The 16,618-nt window shown below is 69.5% G+C and carries 17 protein-coding genes; 8 read left to right on the plus strand and 9 right to left on the minus strand.

The features are described from left to right. The first annotated feature begins 93 nt into the window (after window positions 1-93). The gene (locus KAK03_RS18350; protein WP_425342684.1) at window positions 94-792 is read left to right on the plus strand and encodes a helix-turn-helix domain-containing protein; all 699 of its coding nucleotides are present in this window, start codon (window positions 94-96) and stop codon (window positions 790-792) included. Window positions 793-892: 100 nt separating this feature from the next. Here the strand turns inward: KAK03_RS18350 and KAK03_RS18355 are convergent, their stop codons facing one another. The 8 genes from KAK03_RS18355 to KAK03_RS25085 all read right to left on the minus strand — a co-directional run bounded on the left by KAK03_RS18355 (window position 893) and on the right by KAK03_RS25085 (window position 7,877). Further along, entirely contained in the window at window positions 893-1,552 is a 660-nt protein-coding gene (locus tag KAK03_RS18355; RefSeq protein ID WP_210856023.1) for a FlhC family transcriptional regulator, read from the minus strand. Between the two features lie 24 nt (window positions 1,553-1,576). Beyond that, window positions 1,577-1,882 (minus strand): hypothetical protein, encoded by a 306-nt coding sequence (locus KAK03_RS18360; RefSeq protein ID WP_128001284.1) that lies wholly within the window; start codon window positions 1,880-1,882, stop codon window positions 1,577-1,579. Between the two features lie 352 nt (window positions 1,883-2,234). Beyond that, entirely contained in the window at window positions 2,235-3,299 is a 1,065-nt protein-coding gene (locus KAK03_RS18365; protein WP_210856024.1) for a DUF932 domain-containing protein, read from the minus strand. Window positions 3,300-3,713: 414 nt separating this feature from the next. Continuing rightward, complete coding sequence (locus KAK03_RS18370; RefSeq protein WP_210856026.1) at window positions 3,714-4,790, minus strand: DUF7146 domain-containing protein; 1,077 nt, start codon at window positions 4,788-4,790, stop codon at window positions 3,714-3,716. Continuing rightward, the gene (locus KAK03_RS18375) at window positions 4,777-6,411 is read right to left on the minus strand and encodes an ATP-binding protein (protein WP_210856029.1); all 1,635 of its coding nucleotides are present in this window, start codon (window positions 6,409-6,411) and stop codon (window positions 4,777-4,779) included. Before KAK03_RS18375 ends, KAK03_RS18370 begins: the two co-directional genes overlap by 14 nt. Window positions 6,412-6,519: 108 nt before the next feature. Then, window positions 6,520-6,861 carry a hypothetical protein gene (locus KAK03_RS18380; protein WP_210856030.1) on the minus strand — a complete coding sequence of 114 codons (342 nt, stop codon included), beginning with the start codon at window positions 6,859-6,861 and terminating at the stop codon, window positions 6,520-6,522. 11 nt (window positions 6,862-6,872) lie between these two features. Further along, window positions 6,873-7,148 carry a hypothetical protein gene (locus tag KAK03_RS18385; RefSeq protein WP_210856032.1) on the minus strand — a complete coding sequence of 92 codons (276 nt, stop codon included), beginning with the start codon at window positions 7,146-7,148 and terminating at the stop codon, window positions 6,873-6,875. Window positions 7,149-7,238: 90 nt separating this feature from the next. Continuing rightward, window positions 7,239-7,877 (minus strand): hypothetical protein, encoded by a 639-nt coding sequence (locus tag KAK03_RS25085; RefSeq protein ID WP_247661257.1) that lies wholly within the window; start codon window positions 7,875-7,877, stop codon window positions 7,239-7,241. A gap of 505 nt (window positions 7,878-8,382) precedes the next feature. Here KAK03_RS25085 and KAK03_RS18395 point away from each other — a divergent pair. The 4 genes from KAK03_RS18395 to KAK03_RS18410 all read left to right on the plus strand — a co-directional run bounded on the left by KAK03_RS18395 (window position 8,383) and on the right by KAK03_RS18410 (window position 12,805). After that, a complete protein-coding gene (locus KAK03_RS18395) occupies window positions 8,383-9,339 on the plus strand; it encodes a DUF1845 domain-containing protein (protein ID WP_247661258.1) in 957 nt (318 codons plus the stop codon). Window positions 9,340-9,934: 595 nt separating this feature from the next. After that, entirely contained in the window at window positions 9,935-10,186 is a 252-nt protein-coding gene (locus KAK03_RS18400) for a helix-turn-helix transcriptional regulator (protein ID WP_210856035.1), read from the plus strand. Between the two features lie 334 nt (window positions 10,187-10,520). Next, a complete protein-coding gene (locus KAK03_RS18405) occupies window positions 10,521-11,462 on the plus strand; it encodes a site-specific integrase (RefSeq protein ID WP_247661259.1) in 942 nt (313 codons plus the stop codon). Between the two features lie 56 nt (window positions 11,463-11,518). Further along, entirely contained in the window at window positions 11,519-12,805 is a 1,287-nt protein-coding gene (locus KAK03_RS18410) for a DUF1173 family protein (RefSeq protein ID WP_310738661.1), read from the plus strand. Here KAK03_RS18410 and KAK03_RS18415 read toward each other — a convergent pair. After that, window positions 12,723-13,394 (minus strand): DUF6988 family protein, encoded by a 672-nt coding sequence (locus KAK03_RS18415; protein ID WP_247661260.1) that lies wholly within the window; start codon window positions 13,392-13,394, stop codon window positions 12,723-12,725. The genes KAK03_RS18410 and KAK03_RS18415 overlap by 83 nt on opposite strands. A gap of 249 nt (window positions 13,395-13,643) precedes the next feature. Between KAK03_RS18415 and KAK03_RS18420 the strand changes: the two genes are divergently transcribed. The 3 genes from KAK03_RS18420 to KAK03_RS18430 all read left to right on the plus strand — a co-directional run bounded on the left by KAK03_RS18420 (window position 13,644) and on the right by KAK03_RS18430 (window position 16,576). After that, complete coding sequence (locus KAK03_RS18420) at window positions 13,644-14,861, plus strand: recombination directionality factor (RefSeq protein WP_247661261.1); 1,218 nt, start codon at window positions 13,644-13,646, stop codon at window positions 14,859-14,861. Beyond that, a complete protein-coding gene (locus KAK03_RS18425) occupies window positions 14,858-16,309 on the plus strand; it encodes a metallophosphoesterase family protein (protein ID WP_210856040.1) in 1,452 nt (483 codons plus the stop codon). Before KAK03_RS18420 ends, KAK03_RS18425 begins: the two co-directional genes overlap by 4 nt. A 90-nt stretch (window positions 16,310-16,399) precedes the next feature. Continuing rightward, the gene (locus KAK03_RS18430; protein WP_210856042.1) at window positions 16,400-16,576 is read left to right on the plus strand and encodes a hypothetical protein; all 177 of its coding nucleotides are present in this window, start codon (window positions 16,400-16,402) and stop codon (window positions 16,574-16,576) included. The last annotated feature ends 42 nt before the right edge of the window (window positions 16,577-16,618 follow it).

A 16,618-nucleotide genomic window follows, 5' to 3' on the forward strand; every position in this document is an offset into this window, starting at 1 on the left:
GCCATGGCGGGCTGCTGTCGGGCAGCTGTCGTGGTCAGCGCCGTCGGTGCTTTCGATACTGCATGCCATCGATGTCCTACCATGGAGAACCTTGTGATTGACACCGCCGAAAGAGTGACGACCGCTCGCCTGCTGACCCCGGCCGAACTCGGCCTGTGCGTGCGGCTCTTCCGGGAGATGCGCCAGTGGTCTCAGGAGCAGTTGGCTGAAATCTCCGGGCTCAACGTCCGCACGATCCAGCGGGTCGAACAGGGCCTGGCGGCCAGCCTGGACACGCGAAGGGCTCTGGCCGGTGCGTTCGAGTTCGAGGATCTGGATGTACTGAACAAGCCTTTCGCGATCCCGACGGAAGAGGAGCTCAAGGCACAGAAGGCAAAGTTCGATCGCGAACACGTCACCTTGACTGCACTCCCGCTGACGACGGGGAAGCAGTTGGCCAAGCTCACCGAAGCTCACATGATGGATCTGTCGGAGCCTGGGTGCGAGCTCGAGCGGGAGGCGGACGAGGCGTTCGCCGGATTGGTGGACTACTTCAGGGAGTACCGTGACTGCGCGGACCTCTACACCGAGTCGACCAAGTTCGAGGTGTACGACGAACTGCAGTCCCGCATCGATGGCCTGAAGGCGCTCGGCGTGTCATTGCGCTATGCCGAACGCAAGATGCAGGTGAAGTGGGGAACCGACCCCGATGCCAAGCCGATGCCGGTAAGCGTTCTGTACGTTGTCGCTTTCCCGCTGGGCAAGGAGCCGGACCAGTTTGCGACACCGAAGTCCGGCGGCATCCGCTTCTGATGCAAGTAGGACGCTGTGCCGTCCACGCCAGATCGGAATTGCTTCCTCTGTATCTCGCATCGCCATCCGACAGGGAAGGTCCTGCTGCGAACCGATTGGCTCACGGCTGGCTTTCGCTCGCCGAGGACGTTCCAGCCTGCCCCGTCGACGAGCCAAAGGAACGCTGCAGCAGGATGAGCATCCCCAGCTGCTCCGCACTCGGCGCAGCCAGCGGCTGCACCGGAAACGCCCCCTGCACCCGCGGGTCCGTGCCGTACCGCTGCACCAGCTTGCAGAACGGGCAGTGGTCGTTCGACCGCGCCACGGAGCCGAAGGCCGCCAGGAACTCGCTGTGGCAGGTCGGGCAGGTGACGAGCGAGAAGCTCCTCGTGTCGGTGAGCCACAGACCGTCCGTGTGCGCGGCCAGATCGAAGGCGCGGTCGAAGCTGATGCGGTGCGGCGGCTGGCAGATGCCGACGTAGTGGCGGTAGGCGCCGACGAGAGCTTCACCCGCAGGGAAGTCGGCGTCTCGCAGACGGCGGTACAGGGCCACGACGATCGAGGCCTCGGCGCGGTGGAGCAGGTTGGCGCCGTGGTACCACTCCGGCGAGTCCGGCGAGCGCCCTCGAGGCACAGCCATGCGGTCCGGGAAGAGCAGGCGCAGCGCCTCGCGGGGTGGCAGGCCCGTCAGATGGCCGATGGTGCGCACGCGTGCACCGCAGGCCGCGCAGGCTTTGGCCAGTGCCAGGGCGCGCAGTTGGCGATCGACCCGCGACTGCATGGCGTATGACCGGGCAACTGGGCGTCAGGCTGCCGAACTGGCCGTCACATGGCGGGGGGCGTGGACCGCGGCCAGCGGTCGAACCAGCGGCAACGGTGTGTCGAGCAGGCTGACCAGGTCGCGGCGCGGAGGGAAGAGCGTGGCGTCACCCAGGTTGGCCACGATGGCCATCAACTGCTGGACGCTCATCGTGCCGAGCCGCTCTGCCTGCATGGCGTCGAGCGAGAAGCGGCAGCACGCGGCCGTGCGGTCGTGGAGGATGCCGTCGCGGATGGTGAGCAGCAGGGTCAGGTTGGCGATCTGCACATCGGAGAGCTGGACCTGGTTCATGGTGCGTCCTCGCGTGGGGACCACGAGCCCGTGCAGGGCAGGGTGGAGGGGTTGGTCGGTGGATGCGGGTCGTGTTGCGGTGGCTTAGGGAATGGTTCCGGCGCTGTGCGGCCAGCATAGGGTGGGCGGCAGGTCGACTTCAATGGGCGGCGCGGGCCTGTGCATCTGCTTACCGAATTGCCACTCGCAAGCCCTGGTGAATTCCGGCGAATGCGTGAGCGCCACCGCATGAAGCTATATGCGGCGTGAACGACGACCTTGTCGGGGCGTCGTGCAACGTCGGTGCCGGCACGGTCGGCGAACGGGGTTACCCCCGCTCGCCGCCGAGCCTGACTGCCTGCTCAGGCCGTGCTCAGATCGCTTCGGCCAGGCCCTTCCACTCGGCGGTGCCAAGCTCGATCAGCTTGCCGCCCAGCGCCTCGAACTCCGTGGCGCGGTCGTAGTCGTCGATCTCCTGGCTGTAGTGCGTCACCGCATTGACCAGCCCGTAGCCCGAGAGCTCTCCCTCGGTGATCAGGTGCCGCAGCACGCCCGAGCGCTCGACGTCGTTGAGCGTGTAGCGCTGGGCCAGCACCTCGACCGTCCTCACCGGGTCGCCGACGAGGGGGATCTTCAGCGTCTTCTGCAGCTTCTGCGCCGTCTGCCGGAAGCTCGCTTCCGACACCGCCGCCTGCACCACGTCGCGCACCTTCAGGAAGAAGGCCTTGTCGTCGGCACGCAGAGTGTCGTCCTGGTAGACCTGCAGGCCCTCGTCCTCGGTGCCGAGCGAACGGCCCACATGCGTCTTGCGCAGCGACCGGTCGGCCGCGATCAGGCCGTTGCGGCAGACCAGCCGGTACAGCAGCGGCTGCACCGACAGCGTGCCCTGGCCGACCTCGGAGTTCGAGATCACCACGCCGGCCTGCACCACGTCGCCCGGCGCCATCTCGTAGGTCAGGCGCGAGGTGATGCACTTCAGGTACATGCGCGTCTCGGTCAGCTCGACCGACTCGAAGCGCACCTCGGGGAGCTGCTGCAGGATGGGCAGCACGCTCTCGGCGAGGTCGAAGTTGTCGAGCCGGCGGTAGCGGTCCGACAGCACCGCGCGCACCTGGCCGTCCAGGGTGCGCAGCATGCGCCGGTCGTCCTCGCTCTGCAGCCAGGTGTTGACGTTGCGGTCCAGCAGCACCGGTTGCTCCTCGCGCATGCGCTCGAAGTACGCGTGCGGGATCTTCAGCTTGTCGGCCAGTTGGCGGCGCGCCAGCGGCGTGACGCCGTAGCGCACCGGGTTGCCGGCTTCGTTGACGATGATGTGCGTCTGGCCGTCGTCGCCGGTGCTGTGATGCACCAGCTGCGACGGCACGATCAGGTCCTTCTTCGAGTGCAGCTGGCGCTCCAGTTCCTGGGCCAGGCTCACGAGGGTACGTCCGCTCTTCATGACTTTCTCCAATCGGGTTGGGGTGTGTGAAAGGCGGGGACGGCACGGCCCACGTCGGGGCACGGGTCCCCGCAGTGGGTTGACGACAACAACTCGCCGCATGCAGCGTGTCCTGGATGGATTGGCGATGCATCGGCGAGGCAGGGGCGCGACATCGGAGACACGTGTGTCGCCATCGGTCGCGCGGGATCTCCAGGGCTGCCTTCGTGGCGCCGTTTGGCGTCACCTGGTCTGGCAGCTACCAGTCGGGAATCGACGAGGGGAGCGCGTCGGCCGCATGGCCGACGGCGCCTGACCTTTTCGCCGGCACCGGCAGGTCTTGGCGCAGGGCATGCGCCGACCCGTCCAGTGCCGCTGAAAAAGCGGGTGCGGCCCGCCGTGGCTCGCCGCACCCCAAGCTTCATGACCTCTGCCTCAGCCACCGAGGGCCACCCGGTTGCCCGAGGCCCGGTCGGCCGACGACGATGCGGTCGCCTGCCCCCGGCCCTGGTCGGGGCCGGTGGCACGCTGGCACCACACATCGGCCCAGTCCGTGCCTGCATGGCGCGGCACGAACACCCGCACCTGGCGCGGGCCGGTGGTCTTCTCCTCCCGCTTCAGCCGCCGCGCGAGCGCGTAGGCGAAGCACTGGCCGGCGAAGTCGCCACCGGCGTCGTTGTCCGCATAGATGCAGACCTCGCGCACGGTGTCCGGCACCCAGAGCTTCTCCAGGTTGCCGGCGCTGATGCCGGCCCACGCGGGCTTGCCGGTGGCCAGGTGCACCGCCAGGGCGGTCTCGATGCCTTCGCACAGCGCGAGCTGCGCGCCGGCATCGAACAGCCGCACGGCGGCGCCGTGGATGCCCGCGGAGAGCACCTTCTTCGCGTCGGCGGCGTCGAGCTTTCGGCCGTCGCGAAGGTAGGTCCGGTGCAGCGTCACGGCCTGACCATCCGGCGCCTGGATCAGCGCCAGCATGGCCGGGTAGGCCGCGATCTGCCGCGACTTGCCGTCCGCACCCTTCTCGAAGTAGCCGAGCGACGGGTGGAACCGCAGCACCGGCGGATGCCGATGCAATGTCAGGCCGCGCCCGCTCAGGTAGCGGTCGACTTCGTCGCCGGCCACCACCGGTCGCGCCTCGTCCCAGATGCGCTGCACCAGCCGGCGCATGCGCTCCCCCGGTGCCGCCGGGGCACCGGCTTCGCAGGCGGCCGCCGCCGGCAGCATGCCCAGGCAACGTTCCACCTCGCACAGAGCGGCGTGGAAGTCCACGCCCCGCACGGCCTGCAGCAGCTTGAAGCCGCCACCCGGGCCGCACTGCCGGCAGTGGTAGTTGCCCTCGCCGAACTTGTCGGTGTACTGGAAGCGGTCCGTCCCGCCGCAGGACGGGCAGGGCCCGTTGCGGTGCCTGAGGATGCGCTCCTCGATGCCGGCCGCAGCCAGCACCTCGCTCCAGCGACCGTGCGCGCGCTGCTTCACGGCGTCGATGCGTGCCGCGTAATCAGCGTCCTGCATGGGCTCCTCCGCCTGCGGCTGCGTGGTCGACCAGATCGACGGTGTGCCCGGGCGCGAGACCCACACCCACCGTCAGCTGGAAGGTCTTGCCGTGCAGCAGCGGGTACTTGCCCAGCCGCAGGGACTGCAGCAGCGAGTCCAGCGTCTGCACCGGGTCCACCGCCCGCAGCAGGCGCAGCAGATCGGCCAGCGCGTCACGGTCGGCGTCGCGGTCGGCATCCAGGAACTGGTCGTGCTCGTCGGTGAACGAGGACAGCTGTTCCACCGGCGCGCCCGTCGTCTCGCCGTCGGGGATGTACAGGTTGCCGTCGTGGCAGACCCCGGCGTCGCTGACCAGCGTCTCGTCGTCGCCGACGCGCAGGCGAACCTTCTCGCAGAGGATGACCGTGGGCCAGACCCAGCGGCCCTCCAGCGCCGTGCGCAGCTTCTCGCCCACCGGCGTCACGCGCTGACCCTCCTCCTCGAGGAAGCGGACGTGGCGCATCACCCAGTGGTCGGCATGCACGCCGATCCAGTCGAACACCAGCAACCCGCGGGCGCGCGCCATCATCCAGCGCGGCGCGTTGTCGTCGCCCACGTCGTCCAGGGCCACCAGCTGCACGGCACCCGACTCGATGGCCTCGCGCGTGGGCGCGGTCGGCACCGGCGTCAGATGGCGGCGCTCGCCATGCTCCACCTGCACCGGGTAGCCCGATACCAGGCTGCACAGCTCCGTCGGCAGGGTGCCGAGGTCGTTCAGCAGGTCGAGGTGCCCCCAGCCGCGCATGACGCCGTAGTAGGTGTCGATGAAGTGGCGCGGCGGCAGTTCGGCCTTGGCGATCTCCAGCGTGCGCCGCCAGCAGGCCTTCAGCTCGGTGTCGATGCGCTGGCGCTGCACGTCCTCGTCGATCAGGCGGTCGCGGTCCGGCAGGCGGGCCATGAACTGGCGCGAGTCCAGATGCACGACGTTCACGTCCTCGCGTGTCGACCAGGCCGGCCGCAGCACGCAGAAGCCCTGCAGGAACACCCAGGTGTCGTGGGTGTAGCGGCCGTCGCGCGTGCCCGCGAGGTGCACGGCGCCGATGGCGCTGGCCTGGGTGGCAAGGTTGGCCTCGGCCATGGCGCGCCTGAGCGGCTCGCCGTTGAACCACACCGGCACCGGAAACCCGGCGCACAGTTCCTCGACGCGCTGTGCGAGGTCCGGCAGGTCGACGCCGTGCAGCTCGACCCGGGTACCCGACACCGCGTCACCCTCTGTGCACTCCTCGACCTCGACCAGCGCCTTGGCCAGTGCGGCCGCGGTGTCGATGTCGACGCGGCGCCGGCCCGAGGCCACGACGCAGCGCGAGGCGGCGTACAGGCACTTCGAGAACCCGACGCCGAAGGGGCGCTCCTGCGTGCAGGTGTCAGAGTCCCAGCCCGACTCGTGGAAGCTGAGCAGCTTCTGGAAGTCGTCCAGGCCGTGGCCGTCGTCCTGCACGGTCAGGATCTGTGCCTGCGGATCGTGGTCGATCCGGATCAGGCGGGCGCCGGCACGGCGCGCGTTCTGCAGCAGCTCGGACACCAGGGTGAACCGGTTGCTGAAGGCATGGCGCTGGTTGCGCAGCGCGCCTTCTTCGTTGATTCGGACTTGGATCTTCATCGTTGACTCCTTCGGGGGCATCCCGATCGGGGGAAGAACCGGCGGAAGCACCCCTGGCGGGATGCACCCGCCGGGGTGTGTGGGCCGGTCAGCGCGGATCGGTGCCCATCAGGGCGTCGTGCGGACCGGAGGGGTGAACAGCTGGCCGGCAGCCTGCGCCTCGACGAGGCTGTGCTCCAGGAACTCCCAGAGCTGCAGGTGCTGGCGACTCAGGACCTCGCCTTGGTGGCCGAGGCGCTCGACCAACGGCCCGGCGGCATGACCACCGGATTCGGTGAGCGGCTGCCAGTGGACGCGGTAGACGAGCCGGTCGGCGCCGGCGATGACGAAGGTGCGGCCGGACCGACCGGTCAGCACTTCGCTTTCCTTGACGAGGTACTCGATGTCCTCGGGCGCCTGCACGGACAGCAGGCGCACGCGGCCGGGAACCAGGCGTGCATCGGTGTGCATGGCGGCTCCCCTCAGTGCCGGGTCAGCCGAATGGGCTGGTCCGACGCAGCGTCCGGGACGCAGGGTGCCTCCGGAGGGATGCCCTCGATGGGGCGGGCCACCGGCGGGTGCCCGGTGGGTCCCGCTTCCGGGAGGGTGTCGTCGCCTTCGGGCGGCAGGATGCAGTCGGCGCCGACCTGCTGCCGGACTTGCTCCATCAGCAGGGCGTCTTCGTAGTCCATGCGCCCGGTGATGCCGTAGGCGATGACGATCGCCAGCAGACAGAGGGCTTCCTTGAACGTGAGCATGGTGAGTTCCTTCGAACGGATGGGCGCGTGCCGCCGGCCTGACCGGATCGGTCGGCGCGGCCCGAGGCACGGCGCCCGGGGTGGGCGTGATCACGCGAACAGGTCGCCCTGCACGGACATCTGCTTGAGCTGCTCGTTGATCCACTGGGGATTGCGTGTCAGCCGGGCCTCGACCCATTCGGGGTGGGTCGCCACGGCCTCGCGCACCCAGTCGGGGTAGCGGGCCAGCGTCGCGTGGAGCCAGGGCCGCAGCCCATGGCGGATGCACTCGCGAACCTCCTCGGCGTCGACGAGTCCGCAGTACGGGATCGGCGACAGCGGGCTGCAGCCGACCACGCGCAGGCAGTTCACGAACGAGAACGGCAGGCCGTCCTTCTCGCGTTCGGTGAACACCCAGCGCAGGGTGTCGAGCTTCTCCTCCAGCGGCGTGGCCGGGTCGGCCAGGTGCCGGATCTCCTGCAGCAGGCGCCAGTGCAGCAGGACGATGTCGTCCTCGCTCCACTCCTGCACCCACTCCTCGCGGGTGCTGCCCGGTGCGCCGATGGCGCTGTCGGCGCTGTCTGCGCCGGGATCGTCCTGAAGATCCAGGGCGGTCGGGATGTCGAACAGGGCGTCGACGACGAACGGGGTCGTCGTCGAGCCGAGTCGGGCTCGGTTTGCGTCGACGCTTGCCGTGTGTGGCGAGCCGACATGGGCGCCGGCCTGACGGCAGGCGTTGGTGCTGTGCATCGTGGACTCCTTGGATGGGAAGGGAGACCACGTGCACCCCGTGGCGGGGGCGTGGGCCCCCATGCGGGTGACGGTTGGGTGATGTGGCGCCGGCCGCCTTGCGGTCGGGGCGTGGAACTCCAGGGCTGACCGGGTTCAGTGGCGCGCGCGAGCGCGGTGATCGGTGTCAGCGTCCGATCGGGGGGACATCGGCGGGAACAGGACGAGCCCGGGAGGCAAGGGCGCGGTCGGTGCGGCGCTCGAGCAGATGCGCTCGGCACCTGGTCGCGGCCCTTGCCTCGAAGGCCCGGCCTGAGGCGAATGCCCCGGCGTGCCTGATCGCTTGCGCGGTCCTCGGCACGGCGATGCACAGGGGCACCCGACGGAGCGACACCGCAACGGGTGTCCCCCATCGGTGGGGCGTGCATCACCGCGATTCGATCGCCCCCACGGGTGCCTGTGCGACCTGCACGGGAACCCACGCGGGGGATCAGTTCAGGAAATCTCCAAGGCTTGCCGAGTCTGGATGCAGGGCCAGCTGCTGCATGGCGCAAAGGTAGGGCGCCGTTTCCGCCCGGTCAATGGGCCGACGCCCGTCGCCACGCAACTGATCGCGAAAGCGCCCCGAGGTGCCGGGGCTTTCGCGTGGCAAAGGGCCGCGCACGTTCGGAAGATGCCGTCGACCCCGTTGTCAGCACAAGGAGCCGCGGGCATGGCCAATGTCGAGATCGTGAAGGTGGACCAGGGCGGCGCCAACGCCCGTATCCTGGCCCGCGAAGCCAAGGTCGACTTCCGGCGCGTCGAGGCGGCCAGCCTCAAGATCGCCACGCGGTTCAGCAGTGCCGAGGGCAAGCGCATGTTCGTGCGCATGTTCAACACCCTGCAGCTGAACATGCATTTCATCTCGGTCATCGCCCGCACCCGGCTCGACCACGACGACATCGGCAGGATCGAGACGGCGCTGCGCGGCAGGATCGATGCCGCCACCGCCAGCCTGAACGAGGCCATCGATGGCGCCGAGGCGCTGTTCAAGGCCCACGGCATCACCAGCCTGGCGTCCTACGACACGGTGCCGCTGGACGTGGACGTGCGCGTGCTGTCGTCGATCAGCCGCCGATTCCTGGAGGTGCTGGTCAAGCTCGACCAGCTGATGCCGCTGCTGCAGACGCTGGAGATCCACGAGGTGGTGTCGGCGCAGGCGGTGGACACGCAGCGTGCGGGGCTCAAGCGCCAGGTGCGCGACATCGCCAATGGTGCGCGCAGCTTTGCAACGGGCCTGCGGCGGCGCATGAACGCGCTCGATGCCCGCGCCACGTCGCCCGACGATGCCGAAGGTCCTGACGATGCGCACGGTGCCGCCATCGGCGAAGCCGTCGATTCGACGACCGGGGCACAGGACGGACCCGCAGATCCCCCACCGTCAGCGGGCCGCGACGTGGAGCCGCTGCCTGCGCCGGCGACAGTCGCTGCGGTGGCGGAGTAGGTGGTGGAGTTGCAGGCAGTCCGATGTCTCTCCCAAGCGGCGGCGCCCACCGACGCTTGCGCGGGCAATCGGCGCGGGCGTGTTGCCCGTGAGCGGTGCGGACGCTACCGTGTGTCCAGGCCGTGGGCTGCCCGCAGAGGCAGGTCGGCGCCACCGTAGCGCCGATCACCCGTTCAACGGGCGAATCGCCCCGGGCCTCCACCCGCATCGGGTGGCGTCGCAGTCGATACCTGCCTCGTCCAATGTCGGTCCGCTGCCTCCGGCGTGCCGGCCAGTTCCGGCGGACCCGCCGCGCCCGGCTCGGCAACCGAACGCACCCGGTGCCGGACTCGGCCCTCCGCGGCATCGAACGCGCGGACCCGCACCGCATGGCGGCCGGCATGCACCCCCAAGGGGGTGGCGATCGAATCACACCGAAGGGGGCCCTCGGCAGGGGCCCTCTTCGGAAGGCATCTTCATCCACCGCGCGAACGGAACGCCCGCGGTGGTCCAGGAGTCGAGCGTTCCCGGGCGGCTGGCGCGTTTCCTGACCGAGCGCCGTCGTCGCAGAGCAGGTCATGACCTTTGCCGGCTGCATGCCGATGAGAGGCCGATCATGCCCCGCGTTCCTGTTCCCGCCGCCCCGTCGGCGGATTCCCCGGCCGCGCCGCCCAGCGCCGCGCTGCCGGACACCGGCTTCCTGCGCCAGCCGCAGGTGCTGTCCTTCGTCCCCATCTCTAAGTCGACCCTGTGGCGGCGCGTGCATGCGCGCACGTTTCCGGAGCCGGTGAAGCTGTCCGAGCGCGTGACCGTCTGGCGAGCCGAGGACATCCGCCGCTGGATCGAGCAGCAGGGGGTTGCGCAATGAGACACCTGGAAAGGCGACGGACGCATCGCGCTGCACGCGGTAACGCCTCGGCAACAAGGCGGCACGTATACGCGGGCACATTGAAGCCGCAACGCGGTCGGGCGAGGTCTCGCCGCGGCCGTGAACGCGACAGGGCCTGGCGTGTATCGGTCGCGAAACGACTGGTCACACGGGAGTCGCAGGTCCGCGCGTTAGACGTGGGGACACCGTGCACGTGCTTGGGCCGTGCGGAGTCCAAGCCGTCGACATCGGGGAAGCGATTGGCGCGAAGCGACCACGACGCCGCGCCCGGCCAGCGTCCGTCGGTGATTCCGTCGTCCAGGGAGTAACAACAATGGAAGACGATCCGGAAGCCGCCGGCGATCGCCGGCAGACATTGCAGACGATCCAGATGCTGCGCGAGGTGATCGACGGCGATCCCTACGCGACCGTGGCGCAGCGATGGGGGCTGTCGCGGTCGGCCGTCGACCGGCGCATCAAGGGCCTCGCGGTGCAGCTCACGCAGGCTGTGGGCGTCGATGGCCTGCAGGAGAGCGGCGCCGCCTTCGTGAAGCGTCTGCGCATGCACCGGGACGCGATCCTCCAGGCTCTGGAGCACTTCGACCCGACGCAGGTGAGCTCCCAGCGCGAGGCCCGTGTGCTCAATCCCGATGAGGTCGATCTCGGGGCGCGCCGCGTGCGCAGCCGATCCACGCGGCCGCTGCACGACCTGGCGCTCTACTACCTGCCCTTCGCGACCGGCCTGCGCCCGCTGGAGGTCGCGCGCCTGACGGTGGGCGACTACCTGCTGGAGGACGGCAGCGTGCGGCGAGAGTCGAGGGTGCGCGCCGATGTCGCGATCAACGGCAGGGACCGACCGCTGTTCTTCAACCACCGCCGTCTCGACGAGGCGCTCGGCGCCTATCTCGACGAGCGGGTCCGTGCCGGCCATGGTCTCGGCGCCGCCGAGCACTGGCGCGGCCTGGATCGGCACGGCCCGCTGTTCCTGGGCGCGGAGGGCGAGGTCTATCCGATCACGCCGAATGGCGCCGAGGGCCAGAACCGCTACGTCTGCCGTCCCCTGCTCGAGATCTACCGCAAGATCTTCCGCCAGGCCGACATACCCGGTCTGTGCACGCAGTCGGCACGGCTGACCCTGATGTCGCGGATGTACGAGCGTGGCGCCGACGAGGATCAGGTCGGGCTGGTGCTGGGCATCGCCGATCGAAGTGCCGTGCGCGAGCAGCTGCCAAGGCCGCGACCCGAGCTCGCCAAGGTGCTCGAGGAGCTGGCATGACGCGGCGCGCCCGCTGAAGGGCTGCATCGGCGATGGAGTCGGGGAAGGAGTCGGGGGTGGACGGGCAGCGCTTTGCGATCGGTGGGCGCGTGGTCGACGCCGACGACCCGCAGCTGCAGGACCTGCTGGCCCAGGCCTACGAGGCGCCGGGCCGGCCACGCTGCCTGTGCGTGGCAGGCGGCGTCGAGATGTACGTCGCCTTCCATCGCCACTTCCAGATCAAGCGCATGCCCGAGACCGGGGACCGGCACCACCCGGCCTGCCCGAGCTACGAGCCGGGGCCTGCAATGTCGGGCCTGGGCGAACTGGTCGGCGAGGCCGTCGTCCAGCTGGATCCGGCGCGGGTGGAACTGCACGTGGACTTCCCGTGGGCGCGTGTACCCGGGCGGCCTGGGGTGAGCCGCGAGCCTGCCGATCCGTCGGAGGTCGGCCGCACCCGTCGCCGGATGAGCCTGCGGGCGCTGATGCACTTCCTGTTCGAGCGGGCCGGCTTCAACCGCTGGTCACCGGCCATGGCCGGGAAGCGCAACCAGGCGGTGCTTCACAAGTACCTGATGCAGGCCGCCGAGGCGATCCAGGTGAAGGGTGAGCCGCTGTCGAACCGGCTGTACGTGCCGGAAGCCTTCAACGAGTCCGCGAAGGCCGAGCAGGCCGAACGGCGGCGTGCCCGGCTGTCGGTGCTGCAGCCGCATGACGGGCGTCAGCCGCTGGCTTTGGTTCTGGGGGAGTTCAAGGGCTGGGAGTCGGCGCCCGCGGGCGCGCGCATCTGGATCCGCCACATGCCGGACGCACCCTTGCTGGCAGACGCACGGACGTGGGCGCGGGTGCAGCGCGGCTTCGCGCCACTCTTCGAGGCGCTCGACTCGGACGGAGGGCGAGGGCTGCGTCTGATGTTGGCGGCGCTGATCCGCGCACGCCGGGAGCACACCTACGAGATCGACCTCGCCACCCTGATGTTGACCAGCGAGGAGTGGATTCCGCTGGAGGGGGTGCACGAGGCGCCGCTGGTCCGTGCGCTGGTGGCGCAGGGACGGCGGTTCGTGAAGCCGCTGCGGTACGACGCGCGATCGGTATCCGGGTTCGCGAATGCCATCCTCCTGGACGTGGGCGCGGAGCCGGTCGACCTCCATGTCGTCAGCGGCTTCATGGGCGAGGCCGAACAGGGTGCCAAGCGAAGGGCGTTCGAGAGCGCCCGGCCGAGGTCCTGGCTCTGGTCATCTGGCGAGGCCATGCCGGTCCTGCCCGGGCCCTCGACGAGGCTCACCGCTGGAGCGGCGGCATGCAGGCCGCATGCAGGCCCGACAGCCGTCCGACCGAACCCCGCAGGCCGGGATCCTGGCTGACGATCACGATGACGTTGGCCAGCATCAGCGAGAGCAGGTTGCGGTTCTGCAGCACGGACGTCAGCTTTCCTGCCGGGTAGCCCCGCAGGGCGTGGACGACCAGGTGGACACCTCCGTGGACGAACGAGTGCATCACCTTGACGGTGCCATGCAGTCGCTTCAGTTCGGTGGCCGCCGGGCCGGCGACCGCGCCGATGGCATCGATCATGGCGGGGATCGGTGGCCCCATCTGGGGTTCCGAGAGTTCGCCGTCCGGCACCGGCGCGGAGAACTTGTCCAGCCAGTCCTCCTTGGCGGCGTGAAGCACCCAGGCGGCACGGACAACTGCCTCGAACTGCAGGCGGATCAGGCTGAGTGCGGTCCCCGTCAGGCCGGCTTCGATCAGGACCCGCTGCGCGATCGCATGCTCGATCGCCGAACGACAGAAGGCCAGGCAGATGGTCGAGCGTCGGGACGACGTGTTCCAACCGGCTCGAAGCAGTGCGAGCAGATCTTCGTCAAAGGCCTCGGAGGCGGCGAGTACGCGCCGCAGTTCATCGTCGTCTTTGTCTGTGCTGTCTTCTGGGTTGGAGGGTGACTCGGCGTGCATTGAGGGGACTGGTGAGGGCGATGCGACTGCGCAGGCCCATGGCGTTCGTGACGGGTCGCATCATGGCATCCGGACGGCACCCGGGGTTGAAAGCACGGGTCGAGGCGGGACGATGGTTCGTCGGAATCCCCCGACGCCCACCGAGGAACGCCGATGGCCTCTTCACCATCCCCCGATCCCCGGCCCGCCGTCGTGCTGCACGGCGGGCCCACCGCTCTGCCGACCCTGCTGGGTAACGGTACAAGCGGAATGCCCCGCCTGCCCACGGGCGGCAAGGTCCGCGCGGGCATCAAGGTCCTGACCCGTCGGGCTGCCGAGGTGCCGCGTGCGCAGGCGATCTACGAACAGGGCCTGAACCAGGGCCAGTCGTTCGACCAGATCGAGCGTGCGCTGGCCGAGGCCTGCCCTGAGCTCAAGAGCCCGCTCGTTCCGCGCAACGTGCCGTGGTTCACTGTGCGTGCCCAGGACTTCCCGAACCCCGAACTGGCGACACAGATTCTCGACCTCCATGGCGAGGACCGCGGCGAGGGCCGGCGCCTCTACCGCTTCCCGGTGGTGTTCCCGACAGATCGCTGGCAGAGCGTGATGCCGCATGAACTGGCCACCTGGGGTGCGCAGGACAAGCGCTTCTGGTCCGAGTATTCGACCGACGGACGATGGCGCCACTGCATGACGCACGCGCCGGTGCCGGTGGACGCGACCGGGCGCCGCACGGTGCGGCTGTTCGGCGGCCGCAAGGCGATTCCGCGCGAGGACAACGGCGGGCTGTGCCAGCCGGAGTCCTGCCCGGAGTACCAGCAGCGGCAGTGCAACCTCACCGGACGCTTCCTGTTCTTCATCCCCGGCATCCGCTCGATCAGCGCCTTCGAGCTGCACACGCGCAGCTTCTACGCGATGAATGCGGCGATCCGCACCTTCGAGACCGTGGCGTTCCTGCGGGGCGGCCGGCTCGCCGGGTTCCTGGACCGCCAGGGCACGCCGTTCTACCTGACCAAGCGGCTGATGGACGTGGCTTACATCGATGACCATGGGCGGCCTGTCCGGGTGCCGCAGTGGATCATCGAACTGGAAGCGCCGGTCGATGTGGCGACGCTGATGCGGGAGCAGGACGATCAGGACACCGTGCTCCTGCAGGCCGATGTTGCCGCCCGCGTGCTCCAGGGACACCGGGAGAGCGCTTCCTCGACGCCAGGGCAGGGACCCGAGTCTGTCGACGAACCCGCGGCTGCGAGCGATCCCACGGCAGACGGCATGCCGCCCACGCTGGAGCATGTGCTCGGGCGGCTGAGCGCGATGGGCGTGCCTGCGCAGACCTGGCTGAGCTATGCGGCCGCGCGCTGGGGTCCTGGGTGGAAGCTCAATCCGCAAGGGCGGCAGCGGGCCTTCGGCGAGCTGGAGCGCTTCCGGAACGATCCGAAGGGCTACGCGGACAAGGTCAACGCCGAACTGCAGCAGGTGGCATCGTGAGCGCGCCGGAACGACCGCAAGGCGGTACCGGTGCGCAACGCGCGGAAGTGCCGCCCATCCCGGATGGGCGTCCGCGAGTGCACGGTCCGCACCTTCAGGCGCATCGCTTGCGGGTGGCGCACCTGTCCGACCTGCACTACGGGCCGCGCCACCTGGAGGAGGCCGATCGCTGCTTCTCGGCGGCCGTGGACCGCGCCATCGAACTCGCCGTCGATGTGGCCGTGATCTGCGGGGATGCCACCGATCACGCCCTGGATCTGCATGCGCCCGCGGCATTGCGGCTGCTGGCGCAGGTGCGGCGGCTGGCCGATCATTGCCCGGTGCTGATGCTCCAGGGCACGTGGTCGCACGAGCCGCCCGGCACGCTGTCCGTGTTCAGGATGCTGGGCAGCCGCCATCGGGTCTTCGTCGCGGACCGGATCGGTCAGGTGGCGCTGATGGGCAGCGGATCGTCTCGGGACCTGTCGGCGACCGATGCGTCTGCTGCCGACCTTTGGATCGCGTCCGAAGGCCCGCGATTCGCAGAGGTGCCGCCTGGCGCCAGGGCGCTGTTCACCTGCATTCCGTCGACCAACAAGGCGGCTGTCGCGGCAGCGGTCGGCGCCACCGCTGCCGCCGAGGCCCAGGGCGAGCAGCTGGCCCGGCTGCTGCAGGGCTACGCCGGCATCCACGGCGTAGCCCGTGCTGCCGGCGTGCCGACGCTCGCGGTGTCGCATGGCACGGTCTTCGGCTGCGTGACCGAGCACGGCGTGCCGATGGCCGGGTTCGACCACGAGTTCACCACCGGGGCGCTGTTCAGCGCCGGCGTGCAGGCCACCTTGCTGGGCCACATCCATCGGCACCAGGCCTGGACTCAGGGGGATGGCGAGCGGCGCCAGTGCATTGCATACGCCGGGTCGATCGGTCGCTTCCATCACGGCGAGCAGGGCGACAAGGGGTTCCTGCTGTGGGAATTCGGACCGGACGGGGTGGACTGTCGCCTCGAACCGACCCCTGCCAGACGGACGCTGGACATCGTGTTCGAAGGCCGGCCCGACCTGGAGCAGTTGCGAGAGGCGGTTCGGGCGCAGGAACTGGCCGGCGTCAGCGTGCGGGTCCGATGGACCGTAGCCGACGAGGACCGGCACGAGGTGGACCGCGGCGCCATCGAGCGCGCCCTGTCCGGCGCCGCCGATGTCCAGCTCGAAGGGCGGATCGTGCCCGTGGTCCGCACCCGCGCGCCCGGCATCTCGCAGCTCGTCAGCCTGGCCGACAAGGTCAGGGCCTGGGCCACGGCGACGGACGTCCACGCGCCGCCGCTGCTGGACTGCCTGGAGCGGGTGACGACGACCGAGCCCGAGGACATCGTCGTGGCAGTCCTGGCGGTCCCCAATGAACGTGCCAAGGCACAGGGTGGCGTTGACCCGGCCGAGAAGGGTTCGAAACTGGACCTCGTCGAGGCCGCCTGAAGCTTCGCCTGAACAGCGCCCGAAGGGCGCCCAGGCTGCTTCACTGCCCACCACACCCATCGCGCCGCCCAGCGGCGCTGGAGGCATGCCATGCAACCACTATCTCTCAGGCTCCGGGGCTTCCGGGGCATCCGCGACGGCCTCGGGCTGGACGAGCTGACCCTCGATCTGGAGCGGCTGGCCGATGGTGTCGCGCTGGTCGCCATCGCAGGCGCCAACGGCCGCGGCAAGTCCACGGTGATGGACAACCTGCACCCCTTATGTTGAATTCGCTGCGTCAACAATCGTCCAACACGCGGCGTTTCACTT

Origin of the sequence: Ideonella alba, from assembly GCF_018069845.1 — a bacterium.
Classification (GTDB): Bacteria; Pseudomonadota; Gammaproteobacteria; order Burkholderiales; family Burkholderiaceae_C; genus Ideonella; species Ideonella alba.